Annotated in this window: 14 protein-coding genes; all 14 read left to right on the top strand. The window is 57.1% G+C overall.

What is annotated here, in order from left to right:
- Window positions 1-417 precede the first annotated feature (417 nt).
- The 14 genes from gyrA to AB4P97_RS15045 all read left to right on the top strand — a co-directional run bounded on the left by gyrA (window position 418) and on the right by AB4P97_RS15045 (window position 17,631).
- On the top strand, window positions 418-3,192 hold the full coding sequence (gene gyrA / locus AB4P97_RS15110; RefSeq protein WP_042560364.1) for a DNA gyrase subunit A: 2,775 nt from the start codon (window positions 418-420) through the stop codon (window positions 3,190-3,192).
- 231 nt (window positions 3,193-3,423) lie between these two features.
- Window positions 3,424-4,509 (top strand): 3-phosphoserine/phosphohydroxythreonine transaminase, encoded by a 1,086-nt coding sequence (gene serC, locus AB4P97_RS15105; RefSeq protein WP_200616955.1) that lies wholly within the window; start codon window positions 3,424-3,426, stop codon window positions 4,507-4,509.
- Window positions 4,509-5,603 carry a prephenate dehydratase gene (gene pheA, locus AB4P97_RS15100; protein WP_007908404.1) on the top strand — a complete coding sequence of 365 codons (1,095 nt, stop codon included), beginning with the start codon at window positions 4,509-4,511 and terminating at the stop codon, window positions 5,601-5,603. Before serC ends, pheA begins: the two co-directional genes overlap by 1 nt.
- A gap of 12 nt (window positions 5,604-5,615) precedes the next feature.
- Window positions 5,616-6,728, top strand: a complete 1,113-nt coding sequence (hisC, locus tag AB4P97_RS15095) for a histidinol-phosphate transaminase (RefSeq protein WP_042560362.1) — start codon at window positions 5,616-5,618, stop codon at window positions 6,726-6,728.
- Between the two features lie 28 nt (window positions 6,729-6,756).
- The gene (locus AB4P97_RS15090; RefSeq protein ID WP_395602947.1) at window positions 6,757-8,964 is read left to right on the top strand and encodes a bifunctional prephenate dehydrogenase/3-phosphoshikimate 1-carboxyvinyltransferase; all 2,208 of its coding nucleotides are present in this window, start codon (window positions 6,757-6,759) and stop codon (window positions 8,962-8,964) included.
- A complete protein-coding gene (gene cmk / locus AB4P97_RS15085; RefSeq protein WP_047302446.1) occupies window positions 8,961-9,650 on the top strand; it encodes a (d)CMP kinase in 690 nt (229 codons plus the stop codon). The genes AB4P97_RS15090 and cmk overlap by 4 nt, the downstream gene beginning before the upstream one ends.
- A 119-nt stretch (window positions 9,651-9,769) precedes the next feature.
- The gene (rpsA, locus tag AB4P97_RS15080; protein ID WP_007908431.1) at window positions 9,770-11,452 is read left to right on the top strand and encodes a 30S ribosomal protein S1; all 1,683 of its coding nucleotides are present in this window, start codon (window positions 9,770-9,772) and stop codon (window positions 11,450-11,452) included.
- A gap of 192 nt (window positions 11,453-11,644) precedes the next feature.
- Complete coding sequence (locus AB4P97_RS15075) at window positions 11,645-11,923, top strand: hypothetical protein (protein ID WP_200616958.1); 279 nt, start codon at window positions 11,645-11,647, stop codon at window positions 11,921-11,923.
- A gap of 150 nt (window positions 11,924-12,073) precedes the next feature.
- Complete coding sequence (ihfB, locus tag AB4P97_RS15070) at window positions 12,074-12,370, top strand: integration host factor subunit beta (RefSeq protein ID WP_003189779.1); 297 nt, start codon at window positions 12,074-12,076, stop codon at window positions 12,368-12,370.
- A 27-nt stretch (window positions 12,371-12,397) separates the two neighbouring features.
- Complete coding sequence (locus AB4P97_RS15065) at window positions 12,398-12,637, top strand: lipopolysaccharide assembly protein LapA domain-containing protein (protein WP_395601284.1); 240 nt, start codon at window positions 12,398-12,400, stop codon at window positions 12,635-12,637.
- A 226-nt stretch (window positions 12,638-12,863) separates the two neighbouring features.
- A complete protein-coding gene (gene rfbB / locus AB4P97_RS15060) occupies window positions 12,864-13,940 on the top strand; it encodes a dTDP-glucose 4,6-dehydratase (protein WP_200892978.1) in 1,077 nt (358 codons plus the stop codon).
- A complete protein-coding gene (gene rfbD, locus AB4P97_RS15055) occupies window positions 13,937-14,833 on the top strand; it encodes a dTDP-4-dehydrorhamnose reductase (RefSeq protein ID WP_395601283.1) in 897 nt (298 codons plus the stop codon). Before rfbB ends, rfbD begins: the two co-directional genes overlap by 4 nt.
- Window positions 14,830-15,726, top strand: a complete 897-nt coding sequence (rfbA, locus tag AB4P97_RS15050) for a glucose-1-phosphate thymidylyltransferase RfbA (RefSeq protein ID WP_042560356.1) — start codon at window positions 14,830-14,832, stop codon at window positions 15,724-15,726. The genes rfbD and rfbA overlap by 4 nt, the downstream gene beginning before the upstream one ends.
- 462 nt (window positions 15,727-16,188) lie before the next feature.
- A complete protein-coding gene (locus AB4P97_RS15045) occupies window positions 16,189-17,631 on the top strand; it encodes a mannose-1-phosphate guanylyltransferase/mannose-6-phosphate isomerase (RefSeq protein ID WP_042560355.1) in 1,443 nt (480 codons plus the stop codon).
- Window positions 17,632-17,633: the final 2 nt, after the last annotated feature.

Below are 17,633 nucleotides of genomic sequence, written 5' to 3'. Positions count from 1 at the left end.
GACGTTTGCGTTGACCTCTTCGCGAGCAGGCTCGCTCCCACAGGTTTTGTGCTCGCCGCCGATCCTGTGGGAGCTGGCTTGCCAGCGATGAAGCCCTAAAAGTCAATAAACATCCTCAAACTCAGCCCGAATTCTGCATTCAAAGAAGCTCTGAGCCTCTCTCGTCCCCGTTAAGCCTGTCACCAGTCAACTAACTATGCTCCATGCGCGTCTGGGGGATAGGTGCGTGGCGGCCTTTGTGATAACATCCGGCGTTTTCCGAGGCCGCTCCACGGAGCTGTCTTTACTGCGCAAATCCACTCTCCGGAATGTTGATTTGTCGTAAGTCGGCGCACGGCACTCTGCCGTGCCCGACGAGCTTCGTTGCTCCCACATGGATATGACGAAGTTTCACCAGAAAAAGGAATCAGGCTTCTCATGGGCGAACTGGCCAAAGAAATCCTCCCGGTCAATATCGAAGACGAGCTGAAGCAGTCCTACCTCGACTACGCGATGAGCGTGATCGTCGGCCGTGCACTGCCGGATGCGCGCGATGGCCTCAAGCCCGTGCACCGTCGCGTACTGTTCGCGATGAGCGAGCTGGGCAACGACTACAACAAGCCGTACAAGAAATCTGCCCGTGTTGTCGGTGACGTGATCGGTAAGTATCACCCGCACGGTGATACTGCGGTGTACGACACCATCGTCCGCATGGCTCAGCCTTTCTCCCTGCGCTACCTGCTGGTCGACGGTCAGGGCAACTTCGGTTCGGTGGACGGCGACAACGCCGCGGCCATGCGATACACCGAAGTGCGCATGACCAAGCTGGCGCACGAGCTGCTGGCCGACCTGCACAAGGAAACCGTGGACTGGGTGCCGAACTACGACGGCACCGAGATGATCCCGGCGGTCATGCCGACGCGGATTCCCAACCTGCTGGTCAACGGCTCCAGCGGTATCGCCGTGGGCATGGCGACCAACATTCCGCCGCACAACCTCGGTGAAGTCATCGACGGTTGCCTGGCGCTCATCGACAACCCTGAGCTGACCGTCGATGAACTGATGCAATACATCCCCGGTCCGGACTTCCCGACCGCCGCGATCATCAACGGTCGCGCCGGCATCATCGAAGCCTACCGCACCGGTCGCGGGCGCATTTACATGCGTGCCCGCTCGATCATCGAGGACATCGACAAGGTCGGTGGTCGTCAGCAGATCGTCATCACCGAACTTCCTTACCAGTTGAACAAGGCGCGTCTGATCGAGAAGATCGCCGAGCTGGTTAAAGAGAAGAAGCTTGAAGGCATCACCGAGCTGCGCGACGAGTCCGACAAGGACGGTATGCGCGTCGTGATCGAGCTGCGTCGCGGTGAAGTGCCTGAGGTGATCCTCAACAACCTCTACGCCCAGACCCAGCTGCAAGCGGTGTTCGGCATCAACATCGTCGCGCTGATCGACGGCCGTCCGCGGATCCTTAACCTCAAGGATCTGCTGGAAGCGTTCGTCCGTCACCGCCGCGAAGTCGTCACCCGCCGTACCGTGTTCGAACTGCGTAAAGCCCGTGAACGTGGCCACATCCTTGAAGGTCAAGCGGTTGCCCTGTCGAACATCGACCCGGTGATCGCCCTGATCAAGGCTTCGCCGACCCCGTCGGAAGCCAAGGAAGCGCTGATCAAAACCGCGTGGGAATCCTCCGCCGTGGTCGCGATGGTTGAGCGCGCTGGTGCTGATTCGTGCCGTCCTGAGACGCTCGATCCGCAATATGGTCTGCGTGAAGGCAAATACTTCCTGTCGCCAGAGCAGGCGCAAGCCATTCTGGAACTGCGTCTGCACCGTCTGACCGGTCTGGAACACGAGAAACTGCTGGCCGAGTATCAAGAGATCCTCAACCAGATCGGCGAGCTGATCCGCATCCTCAACAGCGCCGTGCGCTTGATGGAAGTGATCCGCGAAGAGCTGGAAGTGATCCGTGCCGAATACGGCGATGTGCGTCGTACCGAAATTCTCGATGCACGCCTCGATCTGACCTTGGGTGACATGATCCCGGAAGAAGAGCGCGTCGTGACCATTTCCCACGGTGGCTACGCCAAGACCCAGCCATTGGCTGCGTACCAGGCTCAGCGTCGTGGCGGTAAAGGCAAATCGGCGACTGGCGTGAAGGATGAGGACTACATCGCGCACCTGCTGGTTGCCAACAGCCACACCACGCTGCTGCTGTTCTCCAGCAAGGGCAAGGTGTACTGGCTCAAGACCTACGAGATTCCGGAAGCGTCCCGCGCTGCCCGTGGTCGTCCGCTGGTCAACCTCTTGCCATTGAGCGAGGGCGAATACATCACCACCATGCTGCCGGTCGATCTCGAAGCCATGAAGCGTCAGGCTGACGAAGAAGAAGCCGAAGGCGCCGAGGCTGATGTAGAAGAAATCGAAAACAGCAACGAGACCGACGAAGAGCGCCGCGCGCGCATCAAGGCGGCCGATCGCAAGAAGGCGCCGTTCATCTTCATGTCGACCGCCAACGGTACCGTCAAGAAGACCCCGCTGGTGGCCTTCAGCCGTCAGCGTAGCGTTGGTCTGATCGCGCTGGAGCTGGACGAAGGCGACATCCTGATTTCCGCGGCCGTCACCGACGGCGAGCAGGAGATCATGCTGTTCTCCGACGGCGGCAAGGTCACTCGCTTCAAGGAATCCGAAGTTCGCGCCATGGGCCGTACCGCCCGCGGTGTGCGTGGTATGCGTCTGCCGGAAGGTCAGAAGCTGATTTCCATGCTGATCCCGGAAGAAGGCAGCGAGATTCTCACCGCTTCCGAGCGCGGTTATGGCAAGCGTACCGCCATCACCGAGTTCCCTGAGTACAAGCGTGGCGGTCAGGGCGTTATCGCCATGGTCAGCAACGAACGTAACGGCCGTCTGGTCGGTGCGGTTCAGGTGCAGGACGGCGAAGAGATCATGCTGATCTCCGATCAGGGCACGCTGGTGCGTACCCGTGTCGACGAAGTGTCGAGCCTGGGTCGTAACACTCAAGGTGTCACGCTGATCAAACTGGCCAAGGATGAAACCCTGGTCGGCCTGGAGCGGGTTCAGGAGCCTTCGGAAGTCGAAGGTGAAGAGCTCGAAGGTGAAGAGGGCGAGGAGTTCGAAGGCAATGTCGTGATCGACGACGCAGTCGAAGACCAGCAACTCGACGCCGCAGCAGACGAAGAACCGCAAGAATAAGCGGACAAGCGAGGGGGCGGATGAGAATTCGCCCCCTTGTTATTTGTCCGGTATGAATTTTCGACATCATGGAGATCCCCTGTGGGAGCGAGCCTGCTCGCGAAAGCAGGCGCTGCGGTACCTTCGAAGCACCGCGGTGATGCGTTCGTGAGCAGGCTCGCTCCCACAGGGCCGTGTTGATCAATAGTGTGATTTATTGCGTGATACCACCAAATCAGAGCGAGATTGGATGTGAGCAAGCGAGCCTATAACTTCTGCGCCGGTCCTGCGGCGCTTCCTGAAGCTGTCCTGCAGCGCGCCCAGGGTGAACTCCTTGATTGGCATGGCAAGGGCTTGTCGGTCATGGAAATGAGCCATCGCAGCGATGAGTTCGTGTCCATTGCCACCCAGGCCGAGCAGGATCTGCGTGACCTGCTGAATATCCCGTCGAACTATAAAGTGCTGTTTCTGCAAGGTGGCGCCAGCCAGCAATTTGCGCAGATTCCACTGAATCTGCTGCCTGAGGGCGGCTCGGCCGACTATATCGACACCGGTATCTGGTCGCAGAAAGCCATCGAAGAAGCCTCGCGTTACGGCCATGTCAACGTCGCCGCCACCGCCAAGCCTTACGACTATTTCGCCATCCCCGGCCAGAACGAGTGGAACCTGTCGAAAGACGCCGCTTACGTTCATTACGCCCCGAACGAGACCATTGGCGGTCTGGAATTCCAGTGGATTCCGGAAGTCGGCGACGTGCCGCTGGTTGCTGACATGTCTTCGGACATTCTGTCGCGTCCAGTCGATGTCTCGCGTTTCGGCATGATCTATGCCGGCGCACAAAAGAACATTGGTCCGAGCGGCATCGTCGTTAACATCATTCGTGAAGACCTGCTGGGCAAGGCCCGTGCACTGTGCCCGACCATGCTTGACTACAAGGTCGCGGCCGACAACGGCTCGATGTACAACACGCCGCCGACGCTGGCCTGGTATCTGTCCGGTCTGGTGTTCCAGTGGCTCAAAGAGCAGGGTGGTGTCGAAGCCATCGCCAAGCTGAACGATGCCAAGCAGCGCACGCTGTACGACTTCATCGACGCCAGCGGTCTCTACAGCAACCCGATCAACAAGTCGGATCGCTCGTGGATGAACGTGCCGTTCCGTCTGGCCGATGATCGTCTCGACAAGCCGTTCCTGATCGGTGCCGAAGAGCGTGGTCTGCTCAACCTCAAGGGCCACCGCTCTGTGGGCGGCATGCGCGCCTCCATCTATAACGCCGTCGACATCACCGCCGTTAACGCGCTGGTGGCGTACATGGCTGAATTCGAGAAGGAACACGGCTGATGTCCGAGCAAGAACTCAAGGCACTGCGCGTTCGCATTGACGCTCTGGACACCAAAGTCATGGAGCTGATCAGTGAGCGTGCGCGTTGCGCCCAGGAAGTTGCGCGAGTAAAGATGGCCTCGCTGGCCGAAGGCGAAGTGCCGGTGTTCTATCGTCCTGAGCGCGAAGCCCAGGTGCTCAAGCGAGTGATGGAGCGCAATCAGGGGCCGTTGGGCAACGAAGAAATGGCGCGGTTGTTCCGCGAAATCATGTCTTCGTGCCTGGCGCTGGAGCAGCCGCTGAAAGTGGCTTACCTCGGCCCTGAAGGCACCTTCACTCAGGCTGCGGCCATGAAGCACTTCGGTCACGCGGTGATCAGCAAGCCGATGGCGGCGATCGACGAAGTGTTCCGTGAAGTGGCGGCCGGTGCGGTGAATTTTGGCGTGGTGCCGGTGGAGAACTCCACCGAAGGCGCGGTCAATCACACCCTCGACAGCTTCCTCGAGCACGACATGGTGATTTGTGGCGAAGTCGAGCTGCGCATTCACCATCACCTGTTGGTCGGTGAAAACACCAAGACCGACAGCATCAGCCGCATCTATTCCCATGCTCAGTCGCTGGCCCAGTGCCGCAAGTGGCTGGATGCGCATTACCCGAATGTCGAGCGCGTGGCGGTGTCCAGCAACGCCGAGGCGGCCAAGCGGGTCAAGGGCGAGTGGAATTCGGCGGCGATTGCCGGCGACATGGCAGCCGGGTTGTATGGCCTGACGCGTCTGGCCGAGAAGATCGAAGATCGTCCGGACAACTCCACGCGCTTCCTGATGATCGGTAACCAGGAAGTACCGCCAACCGGCGACGACAAGACCTCGATCATCGTGTCCATGAGCAACAAGCCCGGCGCGCTCCACGAGTTGCTGGTGCCGTTCCATGACAACGGGATCGACCTGACCCGCATCGAAACCCGGCCGTCGCGCAGCGGCAAATGGACCTACGTGTTCTTCATCGACTTCGTTGGCCATCACCGTGATCCGTTGATCAAAGGTGTACTGGAAAAGATCAGTCAGGAAGCAGTAGCACTCAAAGTGCTGGGTTCCTACCCGAAAGCAGTTCTGTAAGGGGCGGTAGTAATGAGTGGCAATTTCCTCGCTCTGGCACAGCCGGGCGTGCAACAACTTTCGCCTTACGTTCCGGGCAAGCCTGTGGACGAACTGGCGCGCGAGCTGGATCTGGACCCGGCAAAAATCGTCAAGCTGGCGAGCAACGAAAACCCGCTGGGTGCCAGTCCAAAAGCCTTGGCGGCGATCCGTGAAGAGCTGGCCGAGCTGACTCGTTATCCCGATGGCAACGGCTTTGCGCTGAAGTCCTTGCTGGCCGAGCAGTGCCGCGTCGAGCTGAACCAGGTCACCCTGGGCAACGGCTCCAACGACATTCTTGAGCTGGTGGCGCGTGCCTATCTGGCGCCAGGCCTCAACGCCGTGTTCAGCGAGCATGCGTTCGCGGTGTACCCGATTGCCACTCAAGCGGTCGGCGCTCAAGCCAAAGTGGTGCCGGCCAAGGATTGGGGGCATGACCTGCCTGCGATGCTGGCGGCCATCGATGCCAACACTCGCGTGGTGTTTATCGCCAATCCGAACAACCCGACCGGTACCTGGTTCGGCGCTGAAGCGCTGGACGAGTTCCTGCAGGATGTTCCGGAGCATGTGCTGGTGGTCCTGGATGAGGCCTACATCGAGTACGCCGAAGGCAGCGACTTGCCGGATGGTCTGGATTTCCTCGCGGCGTATCCGAACCTGCTGGTTTCGCGCACCTTCTCCAAGGCTTATGGCCTGGCAGCGTTGCGCGTCGGCTATGGTTTGTCGACTCCGGTAGTGGCGGACGTGCTGAACCGTGTTCGCCAGCCATTCAACGTCAACAGCCTGGCCCTTGCGGCTGCCTGTGCGGCGTTGAAAGACGAGGAGTATCTGGCACAAAGTCGTCAGCTCAACGAGTCCGGCATGCAGCAGTTGCAAGCGGGTTTCCGTGAGCTGGGTCTGGGCTGGATCGAGTCCAAAGGCAACTTTATCTGCGTCGATCTCGCTCAGGTGGCGGCTCCGGTTTTCCAGGGGTTGCTGGCCGAAGGTGTGATCGTGCGTCCGGTGGCCAATTACGGCATGCCGAATCACCTGCGGATCACCATTGGTCTGCCGGCCGAAAACAGCCGTTTCCTTGAAGCGCTGCGCAAGGTTCTGGCTCGTGGGTGATGTCACTGCGCTGCAATCTGCTGCACCTATGATCGGTCGCCTTGTGGTGGTCGGTCTGGGGTTGATCGGTGGTTCGTTTGCCAAAGGCTTGCGTGAAAGTGGCGTTTGCCGTGAAGTGGTCGGGGTCGATCTCGATCCGCAATCGTGCAAGCTGGCGGTCGAGTTGGGTGTGGTGGATCGCTGTGAAGACGATCTGATGGCTGCGTGCCAGGGCGCTGACGTGATTCAGTTGGCGGTGCCGATTCTGGCCATGGAAAAAGTCCTCGCGCGTTTGGCGAGCATGGATCTGGGTCAGGCGATTCTGACTGATGTCGGCAGCGCCAAAGGCAATGTGGTGCGCGCGGCGACCGAGGTGTTTGGCGGCATGCCTGCGCGGTTCGTGCCGGGCCATCCGATTGCCGGCTCCGAGCAGAGTGGGGTGGAAGCCTCCAATGCCGAACTGTTCCGTCGTCATAAAGTGATCCTGACGCCGCTTGAGCAAACCGATCCGGCTGCGCTGGCGATCGTTGATCGGTTGTGGCGCGAATTGGGGGCTGACGTCGAGCACATGCAGGTCGAGCGTCACGATGAAGTGCTGGCCGCAACCAGTCATTTGCCGCATCTGCTGGCCTTCGGTCTGGTCGACTCGTTGGCCAAGCGCAATGAAAACCTTGAGATCTTCCGTTACGCTGCCGGTGGTTTTCGCGATTTCACAAGAATCGCCGGAAGCGACCCGGTGATGTGGCACGACATCTTCCTCGCCAACCGCGAGGCTGTTCTGCGCACACTCGATACATTTCGCAGCGACCTCGACGCCTTGCGCGACGCGGTCGATGCAGGGGATGGGCACCAATTGTTGGGCGTTTTCACTCGCGCCCGGGTTGCCCGTGAGCATTTCAGTAAAATCCTGGCCCGCAGGGCCTATGTGGACGCTATGAATTCCAACGATCTGATCTTCCTGGCTCAACCTGGTGGCCGCCTGTCCGGTCGGATTCGCGTACCGGGCGATAAATCGATTTCCCACCGCTCGATCATGCTCGGTTCGCTGGCCGAAGGCGTCACCGAAGTCGAAGGTTTCCTTGAGGGCGAAGACGCCCTGGCAACCTTGCAGGCGTTCCGCGACATGGGCGTGGTCATCGAAGGCCCGCATCATGGTCGCGTGACCATTCACGGTGTCGGCCTGCATGGCCTGAAGCCTGCGCCGGGCCCGATCTATCTGGGCAACTCCGGTACATCGATGCGTCTGCTGTCCGGCCTGTTGGCGGCGCAGAATTTCGACAGCACCCTGACGGGCGATGCTTCGCTGTCCAAGCGTCCGATGAATCGCGTGGCCAATCCGCTGCGTGAAATGGGCGCCGTGATCGAAACTGCTGCTGAAGGTCGTCCACCGATGACCATCCGTGGCGGTCACAAACTCAAAGGCCTGACCTACACCATGCCGATGGCCAGTGCGCAGGTGAAATCCTGCCTGCTGCTGGCGGGTCTGTACGCTGAAGGCAAGACCACCGTCACCGAGCCTGCGCCAACCCGCGACCACACCGAGCGCATGCTGCGTGGCTTCGGGTACCCGGTGAGCGTTGAAGGCGCGACGGCTTCGGTCGAGTCCGGCGGCAAGTTGACCGCAACTCATATCGAAGTGCCGGGCGATATCTCGTCGTCAGCGTTTTTCCTGGTGGCGGCTTCGATCGCCGAAGGCTCCGAGCTGGTGCTCGAGCACGTCGGTATCAATCCGACCCGTACCGGTGTCATCGACATCCTGCGCCTGATGGGCGCGGACATCACGCTGGAAAACCAGCGTGAAGTCGGCGGCGAGCCAGTGGCTGACCTGCGCGTGCGAGCAGCTAAGCTCAAGGGTATCGAGATTCCGGAGGAGCTGGTTCCGCTGGCCATCGACGAGTTCCCGGTGCTGTTCGTGGCCGCTGCCTGTGCCGAAGGGCGCACGGTGCTGACCGGCGCCGAAGAGCTGCGGGTCAAGGAATCGGATCGTATCCAGGTCATGGCGGACGGTTTGCTGGCGCTGGGCGTCAAGTGCGAACCGACCCCGGACGGCATCATCATCGACGGCGGCCAGATCGGTGGCGGCGAAGTGCATGGTCACGGCGATCACCGCATTGCCATGGCTTTCAGTGTTGCGTCTTTGCGCGCTACCGCGCCGATTCGCATCCATGATTGCGCCAACGTCGCGACATCGTTCCCGAACTTCCTCGCGCTGTGCGCTCAGGTCGGCATTCGTGTGGCACAAGAGGCTCAGTCGTGAAAAACATTGCACCGGTCATCACCATTGATGGGCCAAGCGGCTCGGGCAAAGGCACTGTAGCCGGGATTCTGGCCAAGCGTCTGGGCTGGAATCTGCTGGATTCCGGTGCGCTTTACCGCTTGCTGGCGTTTGCTGCGCACAATCACGGTGTCGACCTGACCAATGAAGAGCTGCTGAAGAAACTTGCCGCTCATCTGGATGTGCAGTTCATCGCGGCGACCGACGGTCAACTGCAGCGCATCATTCTGGAAGGTGACGAAGTCAGCGATGTCATTCGCACTGAAAGCGTCGGTTCCGGCGCCTCTCAAGTGGCTGCATTGCCCGCCGTACGCGAGGCGCTGCTGCAGCGTCAACGCGCGTTCCAGGAGGCGCCGGGTCTGGTGGCCGATGGTCGCGACATGGGCACGGTGGTTTTTCCGACCGCACCACTGAAGATTTTCCTGACCGCCAGTGCCGAGGAGAGGGCGCGCCGTCGATATTTGCAGTTGAAGGGCAAAGTCGAGGGTGTTAGTCTGTCGAGTCTGCTAGATGAGATCCGTGCACGCGATGAGCGTGACACCCAGCGCGCAGTAGCCCCGCTCAAGCCGGCGGCTGATGCCATACAGCTGGATTCCACGGAGTTGTCCATCGATCAGGTGCTTGAACGCATCATGAGCGAGATCGCCATTCGCGATATCGCCGGGTGACCAAGAAGGTCGCAGGGGACCAGTCATAGTCCTGCGGCGCTTCTTCTATATGAAACTAACCCACACCGTCTGGGGTGTGGAGATGGGCGTATCCTTCGCCCTCATTTACAGGAATTAAAATGAGCGAAAGCTTTGCGGAACTCTTTGAAGAAAGCCTAAAAACCCTGAACCTTCAGGCAGGCTCCATCATCACCGGTGTTATCGTTGATATCGATTACCAAGCTCGCTGGGTAACCGTTCACGCTGGCCTGAAGTCTGAAGCACTCATCCCGCTTGAGCAGTTCTACAACGACGCTGGCGATCTGACTATCAATGTCGGTGACGAAGTTCACGTTGCTCTGGACTCGGTTGAAGACGGTTTCGGTGAAACCAAGCTGTCCCGTGAAAAAGCCAAGCGCGCTGAATGCTGGATCGTTCTGGAAGCTGCCTTCGCAGCCGAGGAAGTGGTCAAGGGCGTTATCAACGGTAAGGTTAAAGGCGGCTTCACTGTCGACGTTAACGGCATCCGTGCGTTCCTGCCAGGTTCCCTGGTTGACGTCCGTCCAGTGCGCGACACCACGCACCTGGAAGGCAAAGAGCTGGAATTCAAGGTCATCAAGCTGGACCAGAAGCGCAACAACGTTGTCGTTTCCCGTCGCAGCGTCCTGGAAGCCGAGAACTCCGCCGAGCGTGAAGCTCTGCTGGAATCCCTGCAGGAAGGCCAGCAAGTCAAAGGTATCGTCAAAAACCTCACCGATTACGGCGCATTCGTCGATCTGGGTGGCGTGGACGGCCTGCTGCACATCACCGACATGGCCTGGAAGCGCATCAAGCATCCTTCCGAGATCGTTAACGTTGGTGACGAAATCGACGTTAAGGTTCTGAAGTACGATCGCGAACGCAATCGTGTTTCCCTGGGCCTGAAGCAGCTGGGCGAAGATCCATGGGTTGCTATCAAAGCCCGTTACCCAGAAAGCACTCGCGTTACCGCTCGTGTAACCAACCTGACCGACTACGGCTGCTTCGCTGAGCTGGAAGAAGGCGTTGAAGGTCTGGTACACGTTTCCGAAATGGACTGGACCAACAAGAACATCCACCCTTCGAAAGTCGTACAAGTCGGCGACGAAGTGGAAGTTATGGTTCTGGACATCGACGAAGAGCGTCGTCGTATCTCCCTGGGCATCAAGCAGTGCAAATCTAACCCATGGGAAGATTTCTCTGGCCAGTTCAACAAGGGCGATAAAATCTCCGGCACCATCAAGTCGATCACCGATTTCGGTATCTTCATTGGTCTGGACGGCGGCATCGACGGCCTGGTTCACCTGTCCGACATCTCCTGGAACGAAGTTGGCGAAGAAGCTGTTCGTCGTTTCAAGAAGGGTGACGAGTTGGACACCGTTATCCTGTCGGTTGACCCAGAGCGCGAGCGTATCTCCCTGGGTATCAAGCAACTGGAAAGCGACCCGTTCTCTGAGTACGTTCAAGAGAACGACAAAGGCGCCATCGTTAAAGGCACTGTGAAAGAAGTTGACGCCAAAGGCGCCATCATCGTTCTGGCCGACGATATCGAAGCGACTCTGAAAGCCTCCGAAATCAGCCGTGACCGCGTTGAAGACGCGCGCAACGTTCTGAAAGAAGGCCAGGAAGTAGAAGCCAAGATCATCAGCGTTGACCGCAAGAGCCGCGTAATCCAGCTCTCCATCAAGTCGAAAGACGATGCTGAAGAGAAAGAAGCTATCCAAAGCCTGAAGGCTGAAGAAGCTCCTGCTGGCGACACCACCATGGCGGCACTGCTGCGCCAGGCAATGGCCAAACAGAACTAAGTTCTGCTTGATCATTAAAAAGGGCGACTTCGGTCGCCCTTTTTTGTGCCTGCGATTTGATGCGACGCTTCAGCGCGTGAAACCAATTCCTTTGCTTGTAGGTCTGTTTCTTTAATCGGATCAATCGTCTATTCACGACTAAGCTGGTCTTAAGCGTTTAGTCGTCAGGCATGGCCTGGCATAAGGAAGTGGATGAACAAGTTTATTGTCGTTGCAGTGGTGCTGGCGTTGGCAGGTTGCACCACAAGTGCGAAGACCCATGCAGTGCGCGGCGTCAGTGGTATCGAGGTCGACTGCTCAGGGCTGGGCTCTGGCTGGGAGAAGTGCCAAAAGCGTGCAGCGAAGGAGTGCAAGGGAGCAGGCTACAAAGTGATTACACGATCCGACGATGCCGAGGATGAGGATGAATACCCGTTCGGCTTCAACCCTGCGGGCTTCGTGACTCGAACCATGCTGGTGATCTGTCGCTAATCTCGCATGATCCGGTCGGGTGTTGATCTCATGAAAATGCGCGTACTGACGCGTAGGAAGATATGTCAATCCCTGGGCTGTTCAAAATCTTCCGGGCGTGCTAAAACCTTTCAAGCGCTGATCTAGCTGCTTGAAAAAGAAGGGAAAAATATGACGAAGTCGGAGTTGATCGAACGAATTGTCACCCATCAAGGGCTACTCTCATCCAAGGATGTGGAGCTGGCCATCAAGACCATGCTTGAACAAATGTCCCAATGCCTGGCCACCGGTGATCGCATCGAGATCCGTGGATTCGGCAGCTTCTCCCTGCACTATCGCGCGCCGCGCGTTGGTCGCAATCCCAAGACCGGCCAGTCCGTCAGTCTGGACGGTAAATTCGTTCCGCACTTCAAGCCGGGCAAAGAATTGCGCGATCGTGTGAACGAAGAAGAGGAAGAGGGGGTTTGACAGTGGCTATTTTTCAGGGAGTTACTCATGCGTAACCTCAAACGCATACTTCTCGGCGTTTTTATTCTTTTGCTGGTGATGGTGATTCTTGCGTTTGTTCTCGAGAACCAACAATCGGTGTCGTTATTGTTTTTAGGTTTGTCCGGGCCTCAATTGCCGGTTTCACTGCTAGTGGTTTTGGCGTTGCTCATCGGCATGTTGATTGGGCCAATACTTGGCTGGTTTCTGGGGCGCTCGTCCAAAGCACAGCGCAAGCGTCTTGTCTAAAAATGGCAGGTGCAGGGCATCTGTCGAAATTGCCTCTTTGCCTGTCTTTATCCATTAGTAAAACGTTCGTTAAGCTGTAAAATGCAGCCCTTGTTCGACAGTGCCTTGATTGCGCGTTCGATTCAGACTGACTCTGACGGGAGCCTCGGATTTGATGGCTTCTGCATTCATGGATTAGACGGTGCTCGTTGATGGTGCCGTCTGCAGCTCAAGGGTATGGTTTCGCGTGAAAATCCTAGTTACCGGCGGCGCCGGGTTTATCGGCTCGGCAGTCATCCGTCACATCATCTCCAATACCACCGACTCTGTCGTCAACGTCGATAAGCTGACTTATGCCGGTAATCTGGAGTCGTTGGCGCAAGTCAGTCAGGACTCGCGTTATGTGTTTGAGCGCGTTGACATTTGCGATCGTGATCAGATCGATCGTGTTCTGCGTGAGCACCAGCCTGATGCGATCATGCATCTGGCCGCAGAGTCCCACGTTGATCGATCGATCTCGGGTCCGTCCGAGTTCATCCAGACCAATATCATCGGAACGTACACACTGTTGGAAGCTGCGCGCCACTATTGGGCGGCGCTGGATGATGCGCGTAAAGCAAACTTCCGTTTCCATCATATTTCGACCGACGAAGTTTATGGTGATCTGGAAAGTCCTGAAGATCTGTTCACCGAAACCACGCCTTATCAGCCAAGCTCGCCATACTCGGCTAGCAAGGCCAGCTCCGATCACCTGGTTCGTGCCTGGGCCCGCACTTATGGCCTCCCGACACTGGTTACTAACTGCTCGAATAACTACGGGCCTTGTCACTTCCCTGAGAAATTGATCCCGCTGATCATTCTCAATGCACTGGAAGGCAAGGCATTGCCTGTCTACGGCAAGGGCAATCAGGTTCGCGATTGGCTCTATGTCGAAGATCATGCCCGTGCATTGTACAAAGTCGTGACCGAAGGCGTGATCGGCGAGACTTACAACATCGGTGGTCATAACGAAAAACAAAACATCGAAGTCATCCATGCCCTGTGTGCACTGCTTGATGAATTGCGACCGGATTCCGGTCACTGTCCTCACGCAAGTTTGATCACCTATGTGCAGGATCGCCCGGGGCACGATCAGCGCTACGCCATTGATGCGAGCAAGATTCAACGTGAATTGGGCTGGATACCGGAAGAGACATTTGAAACCGGCATCCGCAAGACGGTCGAATGGTATCTCGCCAATACTGAATGGGTTGCTCATGTGAAGAGCGGCAGCTATCAGCAATGGATTGACCAGAACTACAGCGGTCGTTCGGACAAGGCATGAAGATTCTCCTGCTGGGAAAAAATGGCCAGGTCGGCTGGGAGCTGCAGCGCTCTCTCGCACCACTTGGAGAGTTGGTCGCGCTTGACCGGCATTCGGTCGATGGTTTGAGTGGTGACCTATCCGACCTCGATGCATTGCGTGCGACGATCCGGCGGGTATCCCCCGATGTCATCGTCAACGCCGCAGCCTATACTGCTGTCGATAAAGCGGAGTCAGATAAAGAACTGGCCGATCGTGTGAACGGTGAGGCCAGTCGGGTCATGGCAGAGGAAGCGGCATCCCTGGATGCCTGGCTGATCCACTATTCGACCGACTACGTATTCAGTGGCGAAGGCTCGACGCCTTGGATGGAAACCGACGCAGTTGCTCCCGTGAACCACTACGGCGCCAGCAAGCTGGCTGGAGAGCAGGCAATTGCCGCCTCGGGTTGCAAGCATCTGATCTTCCGAACCAGCTGGGTCTACGGTGCTCGCGGCGATAACTTTGCCAAGACCATGTTACGGCTGGCGAAGGATCGCGAATCGCTAGGGGTGATTGCCGACCAGATCGGCGTCCCGACCGGTGCGGACCTGATTGCGGACGTAACCGCTCTGGCGATCCAGCAGGCAATACGTCGCCCCTCCACGCTGTCGGGGCTCTATCATCTGGCGGCTGCTGGTGAAGTGTCCTGGTATGACTACGCCAGCTTGGTGATCGGTTTTGCCAAGGCTCACGGTGAAGAGCTCGCTGTCACCGCCATCAATCCGATTGATACCAAAGACTATCCAACACCGGCGCGCCGCCCGTTGAACTCACGTTTGAATACGCAGAAGCTGCGCGATAATTTTTCTGTGCACCTGCCGGATTGGCGAAGTGGTGTAACCCGAATGCTTAGGGAAGTTCTCAATAAATGACCTCCACAAATCGCAAAGGCATCATCCTCGCCGGCGGTTCGGGCACTCGCCTGCACCCGCTCACCCTTGGCGTGTCCAAGCAGATGCTGCCGATCTACGACAAGCCGATGATCTTCTATCCCTTGTCCGTGCTGATGTTGGCGGGGATGCGCGAAATTCTGATTATTTCCACGCCTGAAGATTTGCCGTGCTTTCGAAAACTGCTGGGTGATGGCAGTCGGTATGGCATCCAGCTGACTTACGCGGAGCAGCCAAGTCCGGATGGTCTGGCGCAGGCTTTCATCATTGGTGAAGAGTTCATTGGTAGCGACCCTTGCTGCTTGATCCTCGGGGACAATATTTTCTACGGTCAGCACTTTTCGGACAATCTGCGCTCAGCCAGTTTGCAGGAGCAGGGTGCCACGATCTTCGGTTATCACGTATCTGATCCCGAGCGCTTCGGTGTGGTTGAGTTTGACGCCGCCGGATGTGCTTTGAGCATTGAAGAGAAGCCACTGGAGCCTAAGTCCAATTACGCTGTGACAGGGCTGTACTTTTACGATAATCAGGTTGTCGAGATTGCACGGAATATCAAACCGTCCTCGCGCGGCGAGTTGGAAATTACTGATGTCAATCTGGCCTATCTCGAGCGCGACTCGCTCAAGGTTGAAGTGCTCGGGCGCGGCTTCGCTTGGCTTGATACGGGTACTCACGACTCGCTGCTTGAGGCGAGTCACTTTGTACATACCATCGAAAAGCGCCAAGGACTGAAAGTCGCCTGTCTTGAGGAAATTGCATACAGTAACGGGTGGATTGATGCCAATGAGTTGCGCGCTCAGGCTGATCGCCTCAATAAAACCGGTTACGGGCAGTATTTGGAGAAGCTTCTGGATTTTTCGGCGCGTCAAGGCTGAGGCCGGTTCGTGTTAGCTGGATCTCATGATGATGGGGGGGGGCTTCGCTTGCGGAGTGTTTCGCCATTTGACTGAATTTAGGTGATGGTTGATGGTGTTTCGCTATTGTCTTTGCTGAACGGCTATTGGTTTCAGGGTTTTTTACCTTCCGCCGGGAGGGGGTTATTAATGTCCTGTAACAAGCTGTAGAATGATTGACAAAATTACCTGATCTCACGTCTTGCACCGAAAGGGAAGGCTTCCGCTTTTAGGTAAGAATTATAAAGCCTGAAGCTGCCACCAGGGTTCGATGACCAGCCGTGATCTGGCTTGAACCAATGGTTTTGAATTAAGTCCGAGTTGCTGATTTTGCGGCAGCTTGGAGCAAGTATCTTGCGTCTATCAGGACGCATAAATGACCAAAAATATAACTAAGCCCGCTTCTGGACGTATCTACCAGAGAGGGGACTAAGGATTGAGAGCATGGAACTGATTCCCGTAATTTTATCTGGCGGAGTAGGCAGCCGTTTGTGGCCGGTATCTCGCGAGGCCCATCCAAAGCCGTTCATGGATCTGCCAGATGGTCAGAATCTGATTCAGAAGACCTTTTTGCGCGCATCTCGCCTGGAGGGTGTTGTGGAGGTTCTTACGGTGACAAACCGAGAACTCCTGTTCAAGACCGAAGATGAGTACGGAGCAGTCAATACGGCCAAGCATGCACAGGCTTTCATTCTCGAACCGTTCGGTCGCAATACTGCGGCCGCAGTTGCTGCCGCTGCACTCCAACTCGAAGCTACCCACGGTCCCGATGCCCAGATGCTGGTGCTGGCCGCTGACCACTTGATTAAAGATGAGAAGGCCTTCGCCGCGGCCGTATCCAGTGCCATGGCGCTGGCAGCCGACGGTTGGATGGTGACATTTGGTATTCAGCCAACGTACCCCGAGACAGGTTTTGGCTACATCGAAGCGCAGAAAGATGCCCCTTTGAAGGGGGGCTTGAAGGTAGCGCGCTTTGTCGAGAAACCAAATCTTGAAACCGCCCAAAATTACGTCAGTGCCGGAAATTACTTCTGGAACTCGGGGATGTTCTGTTTCCGGGTGGGCACTGTCCTCGAAGAGCTTCGTCAGCATGCTCCGGACGTAGTCGAAGCGGTGAGCAAGACTATCGAAAGCTCGCGTCTTACCTCTTCTACCAAATACCGCTGCCTGGCGCTTGATGCAGACGCGTTTACGAAGGTCCCGGACATTTCCATTGATTACGCATTGATGGAGCGCTCTTCCAAAGTCGCGACTGTTCCCTGCGACATTGGCTGGAGCGATATCGGTTCCTGGAACGCGGTGAGTGAACTGACCGCGCCTGACGAGAATGGTAACCGCTTTGAAGGCGAGGTGCTGTCTCATGGCTCTCGCAATAACTACGTCAACAGCGAAGGCCGGTTGACCGCGCTTGTCGGTGTTGAAGATTTGTTGGTCATCGATACGCCTGATGCGGTGATGATTGCCCACAAGGATCACGCTCAAGACGTAAAGCATATTGTCAATCAACTGAAGGCCTGCAGCCATACGGTTCATTTGCTTCACCGCACGGTGCACCGCCCATGGGGCACCTACACAACGCTGGAAAATGGCGAGCGTTTCAAGATCAAGCGCATTGTAGTCAAGCCTAAGGCTTCTCTGTCATTGCAGATGCATCACCACAGAAGCGAGCATTGGATCGTTGTAAGCGGGATGGCAATCGTGGTGAACGATCAGCAAGAGCTGATGCTGAACACCAATGAGTCCACCTTCATTCGTGCAGGTCACCAACATCGCCTGATGAACCCGGGTGTTATCGATCTGGTACTGATCGAAGTGCAGAGCGGTGATTATCTGGGTGAAGACGACATCGTCCGTTTTGAAGACAACTACGGCCGCGTAGACAAATAAAA

The sequence above is a fragment of the Pseudomonas sp. A1230 genome, from assembly GCF_044218825.1.
In the GTDB taxonomy this organism is placed as follows: Bacteria; Pseudomonadota; Gammaproteobacteria; order Pseudomonadales; family Pseudomonadaceae; genus Aquipseudomonas; species Aquipseudomonas iridis.
This window is presented reverse-complemented; position numbering and strand designations above follow the sequence as displayed.

What these genes read in the sequence shown, in the direction of transcription:
- gyrA (WP_042560364.1), top strand. Translation starts at nt 418, where the DNA reads ATGGGCGAACTGGCCAAAGAAATCCTCCCGGTCAATATCGAAGACGAG.
- pheA (WP_007908404.1), top strand. Translation starts at nt 4,509, where the DNA reads ATGTCCGAGCAAGAACTCAAGGCACTGCGCGTTCGCATTGACGCTCTG.
- hisC (WP_042560362.1), top strand. Translation starts at nt 5,616, where the DNA reads ATGAGTGGCAATTTCCTCGCTCTGGCACAGCCGGGCGTGCAACAACTT.
- AB4P97_RS15090 (WP_395602947.1), top strand. Translation starts at nt 6,757, where the DNA reads ATGATCGGTCGCCTTGTGGTGGTCGGTCTGGGGTTGATCGGTGGTTCG.
- rpsA (WP_007908431.1), top strand. Translation starts at nt 9,770, where the DNA reads ATGAGCGAAAGCTTTGCGGAACTCTTTGAAGAAAGCCTAAAAACCCTG.
- AB4P97_RS15075 (WP_200616958.1), top strand. Translation starts at nt 11,645, where the DNA reads ATGAACAAGTTTATTGTCGTTGCAGTGGTGCTGGCGTTGGCAGGTTGC.
- ihfB (WP_003189779.1), top strand. Translation starts at nt 12,074, where the DNA reads ATGACGAAGTCGGAGTTGATCGAACGAATTGTCACCCATCAAGGGCTA.
- AB4P97_RS15065 (WP_395601284.1), top strand. Translation starts at nt 12,398, where the DNA reads ATGCGTAACCTCAAACGCATACTTCTCGGCGTTTTTATTCTTTTGCTG.
- rfbD (WP_395601283.1), top strand. Translation starts at nt 13,937, where the DNA reads ATGAAGATTCTCCTGCTGGGAAAAAATGGCCAGGTCGGCTGGGAGCTG.
- rfbA (WP_042560356.1), top strand. Translation starts at nt 14,830, where the DNA reads ATGACCTCCACAAATCGCAAAGGCATCATCCTCGCCGGCGGTTCGGGC.
- AB4P97_RS15045 (WP_042560355.1), top strand. Translation starts at nt 16,189, where the DNA reads ATGGAACTGATTCCCGTAATTTTATCTGGCGGAGTAGGCAGCCGTTTG.